General features: G+C 72.1%; 17 protein-coding genes. 14 read left to right on the top strand and 3 right to left on the bottom strand.

The window, feature by feature from the left end; translation table 11 throughout:
- Positions 1–19: 19 nt before the first annotated feature.
- From IE118_RS15950 to mqnP, 3 genes are read left to right on the top strand one after another with little or no spacing between them, the layout of a single operon-like run.
- Positions 20–1,477: a menaquinone biosynthesis decarboxylase gene (locus IE118_RS15950; RefSeq protein ID WP_189558531.1), complete on the top strand. Its 1,458-nt coding sequence runs from the start codon at positions 20–22 to the stop codon at positions 1,475–1,477.
- Positions 1,474–1,947, top strand: coding sequence for a hypothetical protein (locus IE118_RS15945; RefSeq protein ID WP_189558530.1), 474 nt, complete (start codon positions 1,474–1,476; stop codon positions 1,945–1,947). The genes IE118_RS15950 and IE118_RS15945 overlap by 4 nt, the downstream gene beginning before the upstream one ends.
- Complete coding sequence (gene mqnP, locus IE118_RS15940) at positions 1,944–2,864, top strand: menaquinone biosynthesis prenyltransferase MqnP (protein WP_189558529.1); 921 nt, start codon at positions 1,944–1,946, stop codon at positions 2,862–2,864. The genes IE118_RS15945 and mqnP overlap by 4 nt, the downstream gene beginning before the upstream one ends.
- A gap of 58 nt (positions 2,865–2,922) precedes the next feature.
- On the opposite strand, the gene IE118_RS15935 is transcribed toward mqnP, so the two are convergent.
- Positions 2,923–3,525 carry a rhomboid family intramembrane serine protease gene (locus tag IE118_RS15935; RefSeq protein ID WP_189558528.1) on the bottom strand — a complete coding sequence of 201 codons (603 nt, stop codon included), beginning with the start codon at positions 3,523–3,525 and terminating at the stop codon, positions 2,923–2,925.
- 93 nt (positions 3,526–3,618) lie between these two features.
- On the opposite strand from IE118_RS15935, the gene IE118_RS15930 reads away from it, so the two are divergent.
- The 10 genes from IE118_RS15930 (at position 3,619) to IE118_RS15890 (ending at position 12,634) form a co-directional block, all read left to right on the top strand.
- Complete coding sequence (locus tag IE118_RS15930) at positions 3,619–4,302, top strand: UbiX family flavin prenyltransferase (RefSeq protein ID WP_189558527.1); 684 nt, start codon at positions 3,619–3,621, stop codon at positions 4,300–4,302.
- Between the two features lie 93 nt (positions 4,303–4,395).
- Positions 4,396–4,854 carry an Lrp/AsnC family transcriptional regulator gene (locus IE118_RS15925; protein WP_189558526.1) on the top strand — a complete coding sequence of 153 codons (459 nt, stop codon included), beginning with the start codon at positions 4,396–4,398 and terminating at the stop codon, positions 4,852–4,854.
- Positions 4,855–4,960: 106 nt separating this feature from the next.
- A complete protein-coding gene (mqnE, locus tag IE118_RS15920; RefSeq protein WP_189558525.1) occupies positions 4,961–6,124 on the top strand; it encodes an aminofutalosine synthase MqnE in 1,164 nt (387 codons plus the stop codon).
- A 64-nt stretch (positions 6,125–6,188) separates the two neighbouring features.
- Positions 6,189–6,713, top strand: a complete 525-nt coding sequence (locus tag IE118_RS15915; protein ID WP_189558524.1) for a GNAT family N-acetyltransferase — start codon at positions 6,189–6,191, stop codon at positions 6,711–6,713.
- Positions 6,714–6,810: 97 nt separating this feature from the next.
- Positions 6,811–7,125: a DUF4229 domain-containing protein gene (locus IE118_RS15910; protein ID WP_189558523.1), complete on the top strand. Its 315-nt coding sequence runs from the start codon at positions 6,811–6,813 to the stop codon at positions 7,123–7,125.
- Between the two features lie 152 nt (positions 7,126–7,277).
- Positions 7,278–7,379, top strand: a complete 102-nt coding sequence (locus IE118_RS34740) for a putative leader peptide (protein ID WP_373298362.1) — start codon at positions 7,278–7,280, stop codon at positions 7,377–7,379.
- Positions 7,380–7,435: 56 nt separating this feature from the next.
- On the top strand, positions 7,436–8,767 hold the full coding sequence (locus IE118_RS15905) for a dicarboxylate/amino acid:cation symporter (RefSeq protein ID WP_189558658.1): 1,332 nt from the start codon (positions 7,436–7,438) through the stop codon (positions 8,765–8,767).
- Positions 8,768–8,936: 169 nt separating this feature from the next.
- Positions 8,937–10,598 (top strand): SPFH domain-containing protein, encoded by a 1,662-nt coding sequence (locus IE118_RS15900; RefSeq protein WP_229846824.1) that lies wholly within the window; start codon positions 8,937–8,939, stop codon positions 10,596–10,598.
- Positions 10,595–11,920: an SPFH domain-containing protein gene (locus tag IE118_RS15895; RefSeq protein WP_189558522.1), complete on the top strand. Its 1,326-nt coding sequence runs from the start codon at positions 10,595–10,597 to the stop codon at positions 11,918–11,920. The genes IE118_RS15900 and IE118_RS15895 overlap by 4 nt, the downstream gene beginning before the upstream one ends.
- Before the next feature lie 24 nt (positions 11,921–11,944).
- Complete coding sequence (locus IE118_RS15890) at positions 11,945–12,634, top strand: TetR/AcrR family transcriptional regulator (RefSeq protein WP_189558521.1); 690 nt, start codon at positions 11,945–11,947, stop codon at positions 12,632–12,634.
- Here the strand turns inward: IE118_RS15890 and IE118_RS15885 are convergent.
- Together IE118_RS15885 and IE118_RS15880 are read right to left on the bottom strand one after the other, a co-directional pair.
- Positions 12,604–13,479, bottom strand: coding sequence for a MaoC/PaaZ C-terminal domain-containing protein (locus IE118_RS15885; RefSeq protein WP_189558520.1), 876 nt, complete (start codon positions 13,477–13,479; stop codon positions 12,604–12,606). The genes IE118_RS15890 and IE118_RS15885 overlap by 31 nt on opposite strands.
- Before the next feature lie 7 nt (positions 13,480–13,486).
- Positions 13,487–14,794 (bottom strand): 3-oxoacyl-ACP reductase, encoded by a 1,308-nt coding sequence (locus tag IE118_RS15880; RefSeq protein WP_189558519.1) that lies wholly within the window; start codon positions 14,792–14,794, stop codon positions 13,487–13,489.
- Between the two features lie 122 nt (positions 14,795–14,916).
- Here IE118_RS15880 and IE118_RS15875 point away from each other — a divergent pair, with 122 nt between their 5' ends.
- The gene (locus IE118_RS15875; RefSeq protein WP_189558518.1) at positions 14,917–16,203 is read left to right on the top strand and encodes an acetyl-CoA C-acetyltransferase; all 1,287 of its coding nucleotides are present in this window, start codon (positions 14,917–14,919) and stop codon (positions 16,201–16,203) included.
- The last annotated feature ends 183 nt before the right edge of the window (positions 16,204–16,386 follow it).

Genomic DNA, 16,386 nt, shown 5'->3' with positions numbered 1-16,386 from the left:
CTCGGGGATACTTGACCCCATGGCTTACGACGATCTTCGCTCCCTGCTCAGGGCGCTGGAGCGCGAGGGCGACCTCAAGCGCATCAAGGCCGAAGTCGACCCGTATCTGGAGGTCGGTGAGATCGTCGACCGGGTGAACAAGGCCGGCGGTCCCGCCCTGCTCTTCGAGAACGTGCGCGGTTCGAGCATGCCCCTCGCCATGAACGTGTACGGCACCGACCGCCGCCTGCTGAAGGCGCTCGGACTGAAGTCGTACGCGGACATCGGCGAGAAGATCGGCGGGCTGCTCAAGCCCGAGCTGCCGCAGGGCTTCATCGGCGTGCGCGAGGCCTTCGGGAAGCTCGGCGCGATGACGCACGTCCCGCCGAAGAAGGTGAAGTCCGGTGACGCGCCCGTGCAGGAGGTCGTGCTCACCGGCGACGACGTGGACCTGGAGCAGCTGCCGGCGCTGTTCACCTGGCCGAAGGACGGCGGCTCGTTCTTCAACCTGGGGCTGACCCACACCAAGGACCCGGAGACCGGCATCCGGAACCTGGGCCTGTACCGGCTGCAGCGGCACGACAAGCGCACCATCGGCATGCACTGGCAGATCCACAAGGACAGCCGCAACCACTACCAGGTGGCCGCGCGGCGCGGCGAGCGGTTGCCCGTCGCCATCGCGTTCGGCTGCCCGCCGGCGGTGACGTACGCCTCCACCGCCCCCCTGCCCGGGGACATCGACGAGTACCTGTTCGCCGGGTTCGTGCAGGGCAGGCGGATCGAGATGGTCGACTGCAAGACCGTCCCGCTCCAGGTGCCGGCGCAGGCCGAGGTCGTCATCGAGGGCTGGCTGGAGCCCGGTGAGATGCTGCCCGAGGGACCCTACGGCGACCACACCGGCTTCTACACCCCCCAGGAGCCGTTCCCCGCGCTGAGGATCGACTGCGTGACGATGCGGAAGCGCCCGATGCTCCAGTCGATCGTGGTCGGCCGGCCGCCGACCGAGGACGGTCCGCTGGGGCGGGCGACCGAGCGCTTCTTCCTGCCGCTGCTGAAGATCATCGTGCCGGACATCGTGGACTACCACCTGCCCGAGTCGGGCGGCTTCCACAACTGCGCGATCGTCTCGATCGACAAGAAGTACCCCAAACACGCCCAGAAGGTGATGCACGCCATCTGGGGCGCCCACATGATGTCGTTGACCAAGCTGATCGTGGTGGTGGACTCCGACTGCGACGTCCACGACCTGCACGAGGTCTCCTGGCGGGCCCTCGGCAACACCGACTACGCCCGCGACCTCACCGTCGTCGAGGGCCCCGTCGACCATCTCGACCACTCCTCCTACCAGCAGTTCTGGGGCGGCAAGGCCGGCATCGACGCGACGCGGAAGTGGCCCGAGGAGGGGTACACGCGCGACGGGGGCTGGCCCGACATGGTGGAGTCCGACCCCGACACGGCGGCGAAGGTCGACCGCCGCTGGAAGGAGTACGGACTGTGAGTTCCCTCGCCGAGGGCGGACCGGCGCTCTTCATCGGCACCGACACCGACTACGTGGCCCTCGTGCGCCCCGAGCTGGACCCGGCCGACGAGGGGGTCCGCCGGGCCGCCGCGGAGGCGGGCGTCGCGCCCGAGGAACTCGCCGGCTCCGGTGACACCTGGGCGGTCCTCTTCGAGCAGGGCGGCGAGGGCGACGGCTTCGAGCTGCCCGGCGTGCGGGACGCGGAACCCGCCGAGTTCGCGCGGCGGCTCCGCGACGAGCTCGCCGCCGCGGCGGGCGAGCCCTTCACGGTCGACGGCGGCGCGGTGCTGCGGCTGGACGGACACCCCTCCGGCGGCGACGCGTACGTCTTCACCGCGCACCTCACCCCGCCCGACGACACCGGCACGACGCCCGCCGTGCGGACGGGCCCGCAGCCCGTCGACGCGCTGCTGGCCGACCTCGACGCGTTCCTCGGGAGCCTCGCATGATGACCACCGCGGACGGCGTCGTGGGCCGGGGCCCCGCCCCGCAGCCCGGGCGCACCAAGGCGTTCCTGCGCCTCGTCATGATCGAGCACTCGGTGTTCGCGCTGCCCTTCGCCTACATCGCCGCGCTCACCGCGATGTACGAGTGGGACCAGAACATCCACTGGGGCAAGCTGCTCCTGGTCACCGTCGCCATGGTCGGGCTGCGCACCTTCGCGATGGCCGCCAACCGGATCATCGACCGCGAGATCGACGCCCGCAACCCGCGCACCGCGCACCGCGAACTGGTCACCGGCGCGATGTCGGTCAGGCACGCCTGGACCGGCGCGCTGATCGCCCTCGTCGTCTTCCTGGGCGCGGCGGCCCTGCTCAATCCCCTCTGTCTGGTCCTCGCGCCCGTCGCCGTGATCCCGATGGTGGTGTATCCGTACGGCAAGCGGTTCACCGACTTCCCGCAGGCGATCCTCGGGCTGGCCCAGGCGATGGGCCCGGTCGGCGGCTGGCTGGCGGTGACCGGGTCCTGGTCGTGGGACGCGGTGGTGCTCGGTCTGGCGGTCGGCATCTGGATCGGCGGCTTCGACCTGATCTACGCCTGCCAGGACGTCGAGACCGACCGCGAGATCGGCGTGAAGTCCGTGCCGGCCCGCTTCGGCATCCCGGCCGCGGTGTGGGGCGCCCGGATCTGCCACGCCGTGACCACGGCCCTGTTCGCCTGGTACGCCGTCCTCACCGACGCCGGTGCCTTCTTCTGGCTGGGCCTGCTGATCGTCGCCGGTGCGTTCGTCTACGAGCACACCATCGTCCGCCCCACCGACCTGACCCGCCTGAACCGGGCGTTCTTCAGCGTCAACGGCTTCATCGGCATCGCGCTGTTCGTCTGCGCGCTGCTGGACCTGCTGGTGCGCGGGCTGACCGTCTAGGCAGCGCGGGCTGACCGTCCAGGCGGCGCGGGCCGGGAGCGGGGGCAGGGGCGGGGCGTCAGGCCGGCAGGTGCCGGTGCTCGGGTGCGCGGCGGAACAGGAACGCCGCCGTGACACCCGCCACCAGGCCGATCAGGTGCCCCTGCCAGCTGACGCCGGACTGGGTCGGGGCGAGGCCCGCCAGGATCGAGCCGCCCCAGACCGCGGCGATCAGCACCCCCACGACCACCCCCAGGGGGCGGCGCTCGACGAAGCCGCTGACCAGCAGGAAGCCGAAGAGGCCGAAGATCAGACCGGAGGCGCCCGCGGTGTTGCTGTCCGCCGGGGAGACGAGCCACACCCCGAGACCGTCGGCCACCACGATCAGGGCGCAGACGGCCAGGAACCGGCGTATGCCCCCGAGCGCCGCCAGGAAGCCCAGCACCAGCAGCGGCACGCTGTTGGCGGCCACGTGGGCGAAGCCGAAGTGCAGGAAGGCGGCCGGGAGGACGTCGGCCAGCTCGGACGGGACGCGCGGCACGATGCCGTGGTCGTCCAGGGCGTGCCCGGTGACCGTGTCGATCACTTCGAGGAGCCACAGCAGGGCCACCCAGCCCACCATCAGCTTGGCCGCGGTCCCGACCCGGTCGCCCCGCGACCACTGCGGACGCGAACCCGACATCGTCCACCCCCCGCCGTCGGTCCCTTCTCCGGTAAGAACGCCCGGCCCCCCTTGCCCGGTTCCCACCCTCCGACTCCCGATAGGCTCGGTGTCGTGAACCCAGTCAAGCCAGGAGAGACGCGGCGTACGCCTTGGATCGTAGGGGTCTCCGGTGCCTCCGGCACCCCGTATGCCGCCTCCGTGCTGCGGGCGCTGCTCGCCGCCGGTGAGAGCGTCGACCTCGTCGTCAGCCGGGCCTCGCGGCTCACCCTGCTCGACGAGACCGGCCTCTCCTACCGTGACGCCCATTGGCGCGACGACCTGCGGGAATGGCTGTCCCGGGGTGCGGACGGCAAGCCGGACACGTTCACCGTCGACCTCGACGGCGTACGGCACTGGGCCGCCGGTGACCTCGCGGCCGGGCCGTCCTCGGGGTCGTATCCGAGCAAGGGCATGATCGTCGTGCCCGCCTCCACGGCCTGTGTGGCCGGGGTGGCGCTCGGCCTCTCCAAGGACCTGCTGCAACGGGCGGCGAGCGTGACCCTGAAAGAGGGACGCAGGCTGATCGTGGCCGTGCGGGAGACCCCGCTGAACGGCCAGACCCTGCGGCACCTGGTGACCCTGGACGACGCGGGCGCCGCCGTGGTGCCCGCCTCACCGGCCTTCTACGCGGGCGCGACGCACATCCAGGACCTGGTGGACTTCGTCGCCGGCCGCGTACTCGACGCGGCGGGCGTGGAGCACGGGCTCTACCGCCGCTGGAAGGGCGAACTCGGCGGCGGATCCCGCACCGACTGACACCGGCGGTCACGGCAGCACGGCACGCACCACCTTCTCAGCACCACCCTCTTCAGACACGTTCGTACCTCTTCAGTGGAAGGCTCGATTCGAATGGACGCGGTGGACAGGCAGCTCATCCAGGCCCTGAGGGAGAACGGCCGGGCCTCCTACGCGGAGCTGGGGCGCCTCGTCGGCCTGTCGGGACCCAGCGTCACCGACCGCATCAACCGGCTGGAGGCGGCCGGTGTCATCACCGGCTACCGCGCCACCGTGGACTCCGCCTCGCTCGGCCTCGGCGTCACCGCGCTGATCGGCATCTCGCTCTCCGACGCCGCCGACCACGAGGACGTGGCGCAGCGGCTGAAGGACCTCGGGGAGATCGAGGACTGCTGGTTCATCGCCGGCGACGACTCCTTCATGCTCAAGGTGCGGGCGAGCGACGTGGACGGCCTGGAGAAGATCATCCGCCGGCTGTCCGGCACCAAGGGCGTCTCCCGGACCCGGACGACGATCGTGCTCTCCACCAAGTGGGAGAACCGCGTCGGTGAGCTGCCCGAAGAGGCGCAGTGAGGGAGGCGCGGAGCGCCGTCCGGGGGTCCTCCCGCCCCGAAGGCGGGGGAGTACGGTTGACGCGGCCTGTCTGAAGAGGTCGCGAGTCGAGGGAAAGAGGGACGGCATGGACGTCGGGCTCAAGCGCGAGCTGGAGGAGAAGGTCGGGGCGGGCGAACGCCTGACCCGTGAGGACGGCATCGCGCTGTACGAGTCGGACGACCTGGCCTGGCTGGGCGGGCTGGCGCACCAGGTGCGCACGCGCAAGAACGGCGACGTCGTGCACTTCAACGTCAACCGTCACCTCAACATGACCAACGTGTGCACCGCCTCCTGCGCCTACTGCTCCTTCCAGCGCAAGCCGGGGGAGAAGGACGCCTACACGATGCGCATCGAGGAGGCGGTGAAGCTCGCCAAGGCGATGGAGTCGGAGAACCTCACCGAGCTGCACATCGTCAACGGACTTCACCCCAACCTGCCGTGGCGCTACTACCCGCGCTCGCTGCGGGAGTTGAAGGCCGCGCTGCCGGACGTCTCGCTCAAGGCGTTCACCGCCACCGAGATCCACCACTTCGAGACCATCTCCGGCCTGTCCGCCTCGGAGATCCTCGACGAGCTGATCGACGCCGGTCTGGAGTCCCTCACCGGCGGCGGCGCGGAGATCTTCGACTGGGAGGTGCGGCAGCACATCGTCGACCACCGCACCCACTGGGAGGACTGGTCGCGCATCCACCGCCTGGCGCACGAGAAGGGGCTCAGGACCCCGAGCACCATGCTGTACGGGCACATCGAGGAGCCCCGCCACCGGGTGGACCACGTGCTGCGGCTGCGTGAACTCCAGGACGAGACCGGCGGCTTCCAGGTCTTCATCCCGCTGCGCTACCAGCACGACTTCGTGGACATGAAGGACGGCAAGGTGCGCAACCGCCTCCAGGCGCGCACCCAGATGGCGACCGGCGCGGAGGCGCTGAAGACGTTCGCGGTGTCGCGGCTGCTGTTCGACAACGTGCCCCACGTCAAGGTGTTCTGGGTGATGCACGGCGTGCAGACGGCGCAGCTCGCCCTGCAGCACGGTGCGGACGACATGGACGGCTCGGTCGTCGAGTACAAGATCACGCACGACGCGGACAACTTCGGTACGCCGAACAAGCTGACGCGCGAGGACCTGCTGGACCTGATCAGGGACGCCGGGTTCCGGCCGGTGGAGCGGAACACGCGGTACGAGATCATCCGGGAGTACGACGGTCCCGACCCGGCGCGCCGGGACGCGCCGCAGCCGATGCGCGTCTGAAGGGCCCGTCGCTCGGGGGCGAAAGCCGGTGCGGGACCTCAGGGGTAATGGCTACTATCGCTTCATGCCCCTTACCTTCACCTTCGATCCCGTGGTCACCCCCGAGCTCCGTGACGGCATCCTCGACCTGTGGGCGGACGTCACCAACGCGGGCGGGGCGGTCGGCTTCGTGCCACCCGTGACGACGGACGAGATCCGGCCCGGGCTGGTGCGGCAGCTGGTGGCGATGGCCGAGGAGCGCTCCCGGCTGCTCGTCGGCCACGACGAGCAGGGGCGGGTGGCCGCCACGGCGTTCCTCACCCTCAACACCCACCGCCTGATGACCCACTGGATCTGGCTCTACACGGTGATGGTCCACCCCCGCCACCAGGGCAAGGGCTACGGCCGTGACCTGCTCGCCGCCGCCGAGGAGGCCGCCCGCACCCTCGACGGCGTCGAGGCGATCCGGCTCACCTGCCGCGGCGGTCTCGGCCTGGAGCACTTCTACGCCTCCTGCGGCTACAAGGAGGTCGGCCGGGTCCCCGGCGCCATCCGCGTGGCCCCCGGTGACGACCGGGACGACGTCGTCCTGCTGCTGCCGCTCGCCTGAGGCCCCCACCCCGCTGAAAGATCGACGTCCGGCCGTGCTTCACTGGACTCCGTCCCTTTGGGGCGTTCTGACCGTACGCAGGGAAGAAGTGGATGAGATGCTCCGCTACACGCTGATGCGCCTCGGGATCTTCGCGGGCTGCCTCGTGGTCGTCTGGGGTCTCGTCTACTCCGGCCTCGCCCCGCGCGGCCTCGGCGACTCCAACGGCCTGTGGATCATCCTGCTCGCCATGCTGATCTCCGCCCCGATCAGCCTCGTCGTGCTCCGCAAGGAGCGGGACCGGGCCTCCGAGGGCATCGTGCGGCGGGTGGACCGGGCCAAGGCCAAGCTGGAGGCCGACCGCAACCAGGAGGACGCGGCCGACGACTCCGCCCGCGCCCAGCAGGGCCAGGCGCAGGGCCAGACCTCGTAACGTCCGTCACAGCCGCGCACCGCACGCCGGCGCCCCGGGTTCCAGAATCCCCTGGAAATCCGGGGCGCTTTGCGTTGTACGGACGGTTTCGTGCTCCCGCCTGCCAAAGCAAGGCTTTGAGGATCTCAAAGTTCAGGTGTTACGGTCCTCTGGTGAAGTCAGCAGCCGTGTTCCCCACGCCCCGGAGTGTTCCGCTGGTGGCGCGCCTGCACGTGGACCTCTGCCGGGTCGCCTCCGCGAACTGTCGTCACTGACGCCGCACCACGCCCCGAGTCCCGTCACATTTCCCCACGCGTCCCCTTACCGGAGCATCTCCGTGTCCACGAACACGCAGTCCAAGCTGCCCCTGCGCGCGCCCTTCTGGGCCCAGATACTCGCCGGCCTCGTCCTGGGCGTCCTGCTCGGCTGGCTCGCCCGCAGCCAGGACGTCTCCTGGCTGGTCACCACCCTGGAGAAGGTCGGCGGCACTTTCGTCGGCCTGCTGAAGCTCGCCGTCGCCCCGCTGGTCTTCTTCGCGATCCTGGTCTCCATCACCAACCTGCGGAAGGTGAACAACGCGGCCCGGCTGGCCTCGCGCACCCTCCTCTGGTTCATGATCACGTCACTGATCGCGGTGGCGATCGGCCTGGTCATCGGCCTGGTCACCAACCCCGGCGCGGGCACCGGCCTCACCCCGGCGGACGGTGCGGCGCCGGAGAAGACGGGCTCCTGGATCGACTTCCTCACCGGCATCGTGCCGACCGACGTCATCACGCCGTTCACCCAGCTGAACGTCCTCCAGATCGTCTTCATGGCCGCCGTCGCCGGTGTCGCCGCCCTCCAGCTCGGCGAGAAGGCCCAGCCGATCCTCACCCTGAGCGAGTCCGTCCTCGAACTCCTCCAGAAGGCCCTGTGGTGGGTCATCCGCCTCGCCCCGCTCGGCACGGTGGGCCTCATCGGCAACGCCATCGCCACCTACGGCTGGGACCTCATCGGCAAGTACGCCACCTTCACCGCCGACGTCTACGTCGGCTGCCTCCTCGTCCTCTTCGGTGTCTACCCGGCGCTGCTGGCGACCGTCGGCAAGGTCAGCCCGGTGCAGTTCTTCAAGGGCGCCTGGCCCGCGATCCAGCTCGCCTTCGTCTCCCGCTCGTCCGTCGGCACCATGCCGCTGACGCAGAAGGTCACCGAGCGCCTCGGCGTGCCGAAGGAGTACGCCTCCTTCGCGGTCCCGTTCGGGGCGACGACCAAGATGGACGGCTGCGCCGCGATCTACCCGGCCATCGCCGCGATCTTCGTCGCGCAGATCTTCGGCATCCAGCTGGGCGTCGGCGACTACCTGCTGATCGCGTTCGTCTCGGTCGTGGGCTCCGCCGCCACGGCCGGCCTCACCGGCGCCACCGTCATGCTGACCCTCACCCTCTCCACCCTGGGCCTGCCCATGGAGGGCGTCGGTCTGCTGCTGGCCATCGACCCGATCGTGGACATGATCCGCACGGCGACCAACGTCGCCGGGCAAGCCCTGATCCCGGTGATCGTCTCCGCCCGTGAAGGGCTGCTGGACCGCACGGCGTACGACTCCGTCCACGCCTCCCCGGTCGACGAGACCCCCGCCGGGGAGACCCCCGCCGACGAGTCGCGGCGGGTGCCCGCGGCGGCCTGACGGCTCCCGGAGAACCGGCGAAGGGGCGTTTCCCGGCAACCACCGGCAGGTGACCGTTGCTGGGAAGCGCCCCTGACCGCTGCCCGTGCCGTGGTGTGCAATCACAGCAATCACATCAGTCACAGGGGTGATCCGGCAGGGATCAGCACCACACGCGAAGGGGGAACCCGTGGCACGGACGCGGGCGCAGGGCCTACGCAATGTCGCCGGGGCGGTCGCCTCCGGCACCGATCCGCGCGCGGCGGCCCAGGAAGAGCTGCGCCGCCGCGTGGGCGGCGGACGCTCCGGCGGTGAGCAGGACGGGCACCGGGCCGTGGAGGGCGAGGGTATGGATCCCGCCGACTTCCCGGCGGCCCGGGAGCAGGACGGCAGTTCCGTCGACACCGTCATGCGGCAGAAGACGGTGCCGCTGGACGAGGCCGGGGAGGCGCTCGGCCGCAGCGAGCAGCTGCGTGAGAACGGCGAGGTGGTGCACGCCATCTGCCCCATGGTGATGCCGAGGGGCCGCTCCCTGCTGTCCATGCTGCCGGTGCTGTCGCTGCCGGTGATCGGTGTCGTGGGTACCTCGGTGGTGTCGGCGACCGGTGGCGACGGGCTCACGAACCCGCTGTTCGGACTGCACTACTGGGTCGTCGCGGTCGCCGCCGTGGCGTTCGTGTGGTGGCGGCAGGGCCTGGTCATGGTGCCGGACGGCTGCCAGGCGATGATCACCCGGTTCGGCAAGCTGGAGAAGGTCGTCGGGCCCGGCCGGGTGACCCTGCTGAGCCCGTGGAAGCGGGTGTCGTACATCGTCAACACCACCCGTGAGTACCCGTTCAACGCGCCGGTGCGCGAGGCCCCGACCAAGGGCGGGGTGAAGGCGTCCATCGACCTGTTCATCCAGTTCCGGATCAGCGACCCGGTCGAGTTCGTCTACACCCTCGGGGCCGTGCGCGGCTTCGAGGAGAAGCTCGGCAACGCCGTCAGCGAGACCATCCGCAGCCTCATCTACGAGCAGGAGGCGGCCGGGATCTACGACATGGTCGGGGAGGACAGCGGCCGCCTGCTGGAGCAGCTCAACCAGCAGTTCCGTCCCGCCGTGGAACTGACCAACGCCAACATCACCCACGCCGAGCCGTCGGACCGGCGCTACCGCATGGACCTGGCCGCCCCCGAGATGGTGCGCATGGCCAAGGAGGCGTACACCCACGAGTACGCGCTCCAGCTCCGCAAGGAGCAGGACGAGGGCGACCTGAGCCGCGAGCTCGCCTCCAGCCAGGAGACGCTCTCCGCGATCCAGGCGGACATCGCCCAGTACCAGGCGCAGATGGACACCGCCGTGGAGCGCGAGACCAACCGCGCCGAGGCGCTGGCCCGCCAGCGGTACGTGCAGGCCGAGTCGGAGGCCAAGGCCAACGCGGCGCTGCTGGAAGCTCAGGCGCTCGACATCCGAGCGGTGACCGCCGCGCAGGCCCCGGAGATCCTGGAGTACCGCTACCAGCAGCAGGTGCTCGACACCCTGGAGCAGGTCGCCGACCACCTGCCCCGGCTGGTGCGCGTCGGCGGCGTGGACGGCACCGGCGCGGCCGGCATCGACTTCCTCGAACTGGCCCGGGAACTCGTCGGCGAGCGTGGGGCCGAGCTGTTCAGCGAGGCGGACATGGACGCCGTACGGGGCCGGCTGACGGAGGTGTCGGAGCGGATCGCCTCCCGTGAGGAGGAGATCGGCGCGCTGCTGGCGGCCGAGCGGCCGACGGTGCCGCGGATGCCCGGAAGCGCGGAGACGGGCGAGAAGCCCGGGGTCCCCGCGGCCGCGGTCGTGACCGAGTCCACCGAGGAGGCCCAGCAGTGAGCTCCACCCGTTTCCACCGCCGTTCGGTCATCTCCGAGGCCGTCGCCCCCTGGAGCGACATCGCCCGGCTGCTGCGCGGCGGCGAGGCCGACACCCTGATCCCCGTGATCATCCCGCGTCACCGGCAGCGGCTGTGGTGGATGCTGCCGCTGTGGCTCGGCGCCTACGCCCTGCTGACGGGCGCGATGCTGACGCTCGCGGGGACCGGCTCGGGCGGGGCCGCCGGCCTCGCCCGCGGCGCGTTCGCCGGCCTGGCCTACGCGGGCGGCGCGGTGCTGCTGCTGATCGGCGCCCTGTGGTGGTGGCGTTCGTCGATCGTCGAGATCGAGCAGGGCACCCACGGGGTGCTGACCCGCTACGGCGCGGTGACCCGCACGCTCGACGCCGGCCGGCACTACCTGTGGCACCCCTGGTCGCGGGTCGACTTCGTCGTCGACACGGCCACCGAGATCCCGTACTCGGCGCCGGTCATGGCCTGCCCCACGCGGGAGAACGTGCCGCTGCGCTCGATCGAGTTCTTCCTGAAGTTCCGTATCACCGACGCCGTGCTGTTCGTCCGCACCATCGGTGCCGGCAACTTCGACCTGGTGCTCTCCAGCGCCGTGCAGGACGCGATCCGGCAGCGGGCCCGGCAGATGCGCACCGAGCGCGCGTACGACCTGCGCGGCTCGGACGTGGCCGACATGCAGGAGCTGCTCAACCGGCAGCTGTCCGGCTACGGCGTGCGCATCACCGGCTGCAACATCCCCGACGTGCAGCTGCCGACGCAGTACCAGCAGCACCTGGCCACCCGGGAGCGGATCGCCAAGGAGCGCACCGCCTACGAGCAGGAGTGGGGCCTGACCCGCAAGCGGCGCATCGACAGTCTCGGCATGGACATCGAGCGGGCCAAGAAGGTGCGCGACGCCCGGATCGTCGAGGTGAAGGCCGCGCTGAACCGGGCCCGTGAGGAGGTCGCGCAGCTGCTGGAGCGGCAGGAGACCGAGGCCCAGCGGGTGCGGTTCGAGATCGAGACGCGCGGCCGCAGCGGACTCATCGCCGCCGAGAACGAGGCCCGCGCCCAGCGCGCGCTGTCCAAGGCCTACCGGGACAACCGCGCGGTGCTCCAGTACGAGCTGGCCCGCCGCCGCCTGGAGGTGGGTGCCGGACTCGCGGGGAAGGCCCCGCGGCCGGTGGTGGTGCGCACCGACGGCGGCACCGACACCTCGGCGCTGTCCACCCTGTTCACCGCGCAGCTGCTGCCGCGGCTGACGGCGGGCGACCGGCCGGCCCTCGGCGACCTGGTGGGGCGGGCGGACGACGGCGGCCACGACCCGCGGTAGCGGAGGACCGTACTCTGTTGTCCCATGGGTGCCGTGAAGACGAAGCGGATGCCGCGTGCGGTCCGTGAACAGCAGATGCTGGACGCAGCCGTACGGACCTTCGGACAGCGTGGGTACATGGCGGCCTCGATGGACGAGATCGCCGAACTGGCGGGCGTGTCCAAGCCGTTGGTGTATCTGTACCTGAACTCCAAGGAGGACCTGTTCACCGCGTGCATCCGGCGGGAGGCGCGGGCCCTCACCGAGGCGGTCCGCGCGGGCGCCCGGCCGGAGCTGCCGGCGGACCGCCAGCTCTGGTCGGGCCTCACGGCGTTCTTCACGCACACCGCCCGGCACCCCGACGGCTGGGCGGTGCTGCACCTTCAGGCGCGGACGCACGGCGAGGTGTTCGCCGGCGAGGTCGCCGCGATGCGCGCGGAGATCGTGGCGTTCGTGACGCAGCTCATCCTCGCCGCCGCCCGTGAGGCCCACCGGGACCCCGACTTCCCCGAGCGTGAGGTCTCCGGGCTCGCGGAGGCCCTGGTCGGAGCCGCCGAGTCGCTCGCCGACTGGGCCAACGCCACGTCCGGCGTCACCGCCCGGCAGTCGGCGGCCACCCTGATGAACTTCGCCTGGGCGGGGCTCGGCGACCTGATGGCGGGCCGCCACTGGTCGCCGCCCGAGGACGGCGACGCCCCCGGGGTTCAGGCCGGGCGGACCTCGCCGGTGAGGTGAACGCGGTCGCCGGGCCCGCGCAGTTCGAAGCGTCCGTCCCGCGCCCCGTACGTCACCGTGCCCGGCAGCAGCACGGGCTTGCGGAAGTCCGCCCGGATCTCCGCCGCGTCCGGGGCGCCGTGGGCGGCGAGGCAGCGGGCGACGGTCCACATGCCGTGCGCGAGGGCGCGGGGGAAGCCGAACAGGCGGGCGGTGAACGGGTACAGGTGGATGGGGTTGCGGTCGCCGGAGGCGGCCCCGTAGCGCCGGCCGAGGTCACCGGCCAGCCGCCACTCGGCGAGCGCGGGCAGGGGAGTGGCCTCCCGCGGTGCCCCGGCCGGGACGGCCGGGTCCCCGGGACGTCCCGCGGGAACCCGGTGCCGGGCCAGATAGGTGCTCCGTGACTCCCACACCGGCTCCCCGCCGGACCGCAGCGCGGTGATCACGGCGGCCTCCGTGCCGCGCCGGTGCGGGACCAGGCCGTCGACGTGCACCGTCAGGTCGTAGGCGCCGGCGGAGGGTGTCGCGCGGTGCCGGGTGATCCGGATCGACGTGTGGACGAGGCCCAGCAGCGGCAGCGGGAAGTCCCGTGCGCTCATCAGCCGCATGGCGAGCGGGAAGCCCAGCACGTGCGGGTACGTCACCGGCAGCACGTCCGCGCCGGTGGGGAAGCCGCACACCCGCTCGTAGGCGGCGAGCCGGCCGGGGTCGGCAGTCAGGCCGGTCAGCGCGAGCCGGGCGCGGGGGTGGGCGGCGCCGGGGCGCGGCCGCTTGAGGGGTGACAGGAGGGCGCCCCGGGTGAGGAGCGGCGCGAGGGCGGGAGGCCCGGAGAGTTCGAGCGTGGTGGGCGGGGGCGTGGACGTCATGGGGTGCTCACGCCCCCAGCAGGCTCTGGCCGCAGACCCGTACGACCTGCCCGTTGACCGCGCCGGAGGCGGGGTGGGCGAGCCAGGCGGTGGTCTCGGCGACGTCGACGGGGAGTCCGCCCTGCGCGAGGGAGTTCATCCGGCGTCCCACCTCACGGATGAACAGCGGGACGGCGGCCGTCATCCTCGTCTCGATGAAACCGGGCGCCACCGCGTTCACCGTCACGCCGTGCGCGGCGTGCGCGTGCGGTGCGAGGGTGCGGACCAGGCCGGTGATGCCGGCCTTGGACGCCCCGTAGTTGGTCTGCCCGGCGTTCCCGGCGATGCCCGCGATGGAGGCCGTCGCCACGATCCGCCCGCCGCGCTTCAGGGCCCCGGCGGCGAGCAGCGCGTCGGTGGTGCGCAGCACGCTCGCCAGATTGACCTCCAGGACCGAGGTCCAGCGTTCGGCGGGCATGTTGACCAGCCGGCGGTCGCGGGTGACGCCCGCGTTGTGGACGAGCACGTCGATGCCGTCGGGGAGGGCGCCGGCGATCCGGGCGCCCGCGTCGGCGGCGGTGATGTCGAGGGGGAGCGCGATGCCGTCGAGCCGTTCGGCGACGCGCCGGGCGTCCTGTTCCGCCTGCGGCACGTCGAGGACGACCACCCGGGCGCCGTCCCGGGCCAGGGTCTCGGCGACCGCCTCGCCGATGCCGCGCGCGGCGCCGGTGACCAGGGCGGTGCGGCCGGCGAGGGGGCGTTCGGCGGCGTGCGGGGCGGCGGGTTCGTGCGCGCCGGTCGTGATCACCTGGCCGCTGACGTAGGCGGACTTGGGGGAGAGCAGGAAGCGGAGGGTGGATTCGGCGGCGTCGGCGTCGGTGAGGCGGACCAGGTTCACGGTCCTGCCCCCGCCGGTCTCCTTGCCGAGGGAGCGGGTGAGGCCCTCCAGCGCCTGCTGGGCGGCGGCCTGGTGGTGGTCGGCGGGGTCGAGGGGGGCGCCGAGCACCACGATCCGGCCGCTCTCGGCGACCGACCGCAGGACGGGGTGCAGCGCGGCGTGCACCTCGGTGAGCCCTTCGACGTCGCGCACCCCGCTCGCGTCCAGGACCACCGCGGCGGGCCGGCCGGTGGTGTCGTCGGGGTGGAGCCCGGTGCGGGCGAGCACGGGGGCGAGGCCGAGCCCGGACTTCCCGGCCGTGAGGTGGAGCAGACCGCCGTCCAGGGACGGCCGCTCTGCCGACCAGCGGCGCAGCGGCGCGGGCCGGGGGAGGCCGAGGCGGCGCGTCAGGAAGCGGCCGGGCGGGGTGCCCGTGAAGCTCAGATAGCGGTCGGCCATGAGCGACTCCTCCGTGCGGTGCGGTCCTTGGTGCGGTCCTTGTCCTGCGGGCTCCCAGCGGCCTTACTCTGGAGTAAGGTTACCGGAGGTAATCCTATGTCACCGGTGAGGAGCAGGTCGAGATGAGCACCCTGAAGCCGACCGCCGTCCGGCGCGTCGCGGTCATCGGCGGCAGCCGTGTCCCCTTCGCCCGGTCGGACGGCCCCTACGCCACCGCCTCCAACCGGGAGATGCTCACCGCCGCACTGGACGGCCTGGTCGAGCGGTACGGACTCGACGCGCCCGGTGCGGTCGGGGAGTTCGTCGCCGGGGCGGTCCTCAAGCACAGCCGTGACTTCAACCTCGCCCGGGAGACCGTCCTCGGCTCCCGGCTCGACGCCCGCACCCCCGCCTACGACATCCAGCAGGCCTGCGGCACCGGCCTCCAGGCGGTCGTCGCCGCCGCCAACAAGATCGCCCTCGGCCAGACCGAGGCCGCGATCGCGGGCGGCGCCGACACCGCGAGCGACGCACCCCTCGGGGTCAACGACGACCTGCGCACGGTGCTGCTGGAGGCGCGCCGCGCCAGGTCCCTCGCTGCCCGCCTCAAGGCGCTGGCGAAGGTGCGCCCCGGGCACCTCGTGCCCGACATCCCGCGCAACGCCGAGCCGCGCACCGGTCTGTCCATGGGCGAGCACGCGGCGGTCACCGCCCGCGCCTGGGGCATCACCCGCGAGGCCCAGGACGAACTGGCGGCGGCCAGCCATCAGCGGCTGGCGGCGGCGTACGAACGCGGCCTGCTGGAGGACCTGGTGGTGCCGTTCCGGGGCCTGGACCGCGACCAGAACCTGCGCCCCGGCTCCACGGTGGAGAAACTCGCCGCGCTGAAGCCCGTGTTCGGCCTCGACCGGCCCGGCGCGACCATGACGGCGGGCAATTCCACCCCGCTCACCGACGGCGCCGCCCTCGTCCTGCTGGCGAGCGAGGAGTGGGCGCGGGAACGGGGCGTGGAGCCGCTCGCCTACCTCACCGCCCACGAGACGGCCGCCGTGGACTTCGTGCACGGGGACGTGACCGACGGCGAGGACGGCCTGCTGATGGCGCCCGCGTACGCGGTCCCGCGCATGCTGGAGCGGGCCGGCCTCGGCATGGCGGACTTCGACCTGGTCGAGGTGCACGAGGCGTTCGCCTCCCAGGTGCTGGCCACGCTCGCCGCCTGGGAGAAGCGGGGCCTGGCGCCCGTCGACCGCGCCCGCCTGAACGTGGCCGGGTCCTCACTGGCCACCGGTCACCCCTTCGCCGCCACGGGCGCCCGCATCGTGGCGACCCTGGCCGCCCTCCTCGCCGAGCGGGACGCCCCCGGCCGGGGCCTGATCTCCGTCTGCGCGGCCGGCGGGCAGGGGGTGACGGCGATCCTGGAACGCCCGTGACCGGACGGGGCCGTACGCGGGTGACCCCCACGCGGCCCGACCTTGCACACGCCCGGCCCGGGACCACCCCCGTACCCGCACAGACTCCCCACGTCACCGCCGTACGATCCCGGCACCGACCGGTGCCCGTCCCCTCGCCGGCAGCCACCGATGAGCGCCTCGGCGTGCGAGGCACGTACGTCG

The organism is Streptomyces pilosus (genome assembly GCF_014649835.1).
Classification (GTDB): domain Bacteria; phylum Actinomycetota; class Actinomycetes; order Streptomycetales; family Streptomycetaceae; genus Streptomyces; species Streptomyces pilosus.
This window is presented reverse-complemented; position numbering and strand designations above follow the sequence as displayed.

Bases quoted from the DNA above. Each gene is read 5' to 3' on its own strand.
- IE118_RS15950 (WP_189558531.1), top strand. From the start codon at position 20: ATGGCTTACGACGATCTTCGCTCCCTGCTCAGGGCGCTGGAGCGCGAG.
- mqnP (WP_189558529.1), top strand. From the start codon at position 1,944: ATGATGACCACCGCGGACGGCGTCGTGGGCCGGGGCCCCGCCCCGCAG.
- IE118_RS15935 (WP_189558528.1), bottom strand. From the start codon at position 3,525: ATGTCGGGTTCGCGTCCGCAGTGGTCGCGGGGCGACCGGGTCGGGACC.
- IE118_RS15925 (WP_189558526.1), top strand. From the start codon at position 4,396: ATGGACGCGGTGGACAGGCAGCTCATCCAGGCCCTGAGGGAGAACGGC.
- mqnE (WP_189558525.1), top strand. From the start codon at position 4,961: ATGGACGTCGGGCTCAAGCGCGAGCTGGAGGAGAAGGTCGGGGCGGGC.
- IE118_RS15915 (WP_189558524.1), top strand. From the start codon at position 6,189: ATGCCCCTTACCTTCACCTTCGATCCCGTGGTCACCCCCGAGCTCCGT.
- IE118_RS15910 (WP_189558523.1), top strand. From the start codon at position 6,811: ATGCTCCGCTACACGCTGATGCGCCTCGGGATCTTCGCGGGCTGCCTC.
- IE118_RS15890 (WP_189558521.1), top strand. From the start codon at position 11,945: ATGGGTGCCGTGAAGACGAAGCGGATGCCGCGTGCGGTCCGTGAACAG.
- IE118_RS15885 (WP_189558520.1), bottom strand. From the start codon at position 13,479: ATGACGTCCACGCCCCCGCCCACCACGCTCGAACTCTCCGGGCCTCCC.
- IE118_RS15880 (WP_189558519.1), bottom strand. From the start codon at position 14,794: ATGGCCGACCGCTATCTGAGCTTCACGGGCACCCCGCCCGGCCGCTTC.
- IE118_RS15875 (WP_189558518.1), top strand. From the start codon at position 14,917: ATGAGCACCCTGAAGCCGACCGCCGTCCGGCGCGTCGCGGTCATCGGC.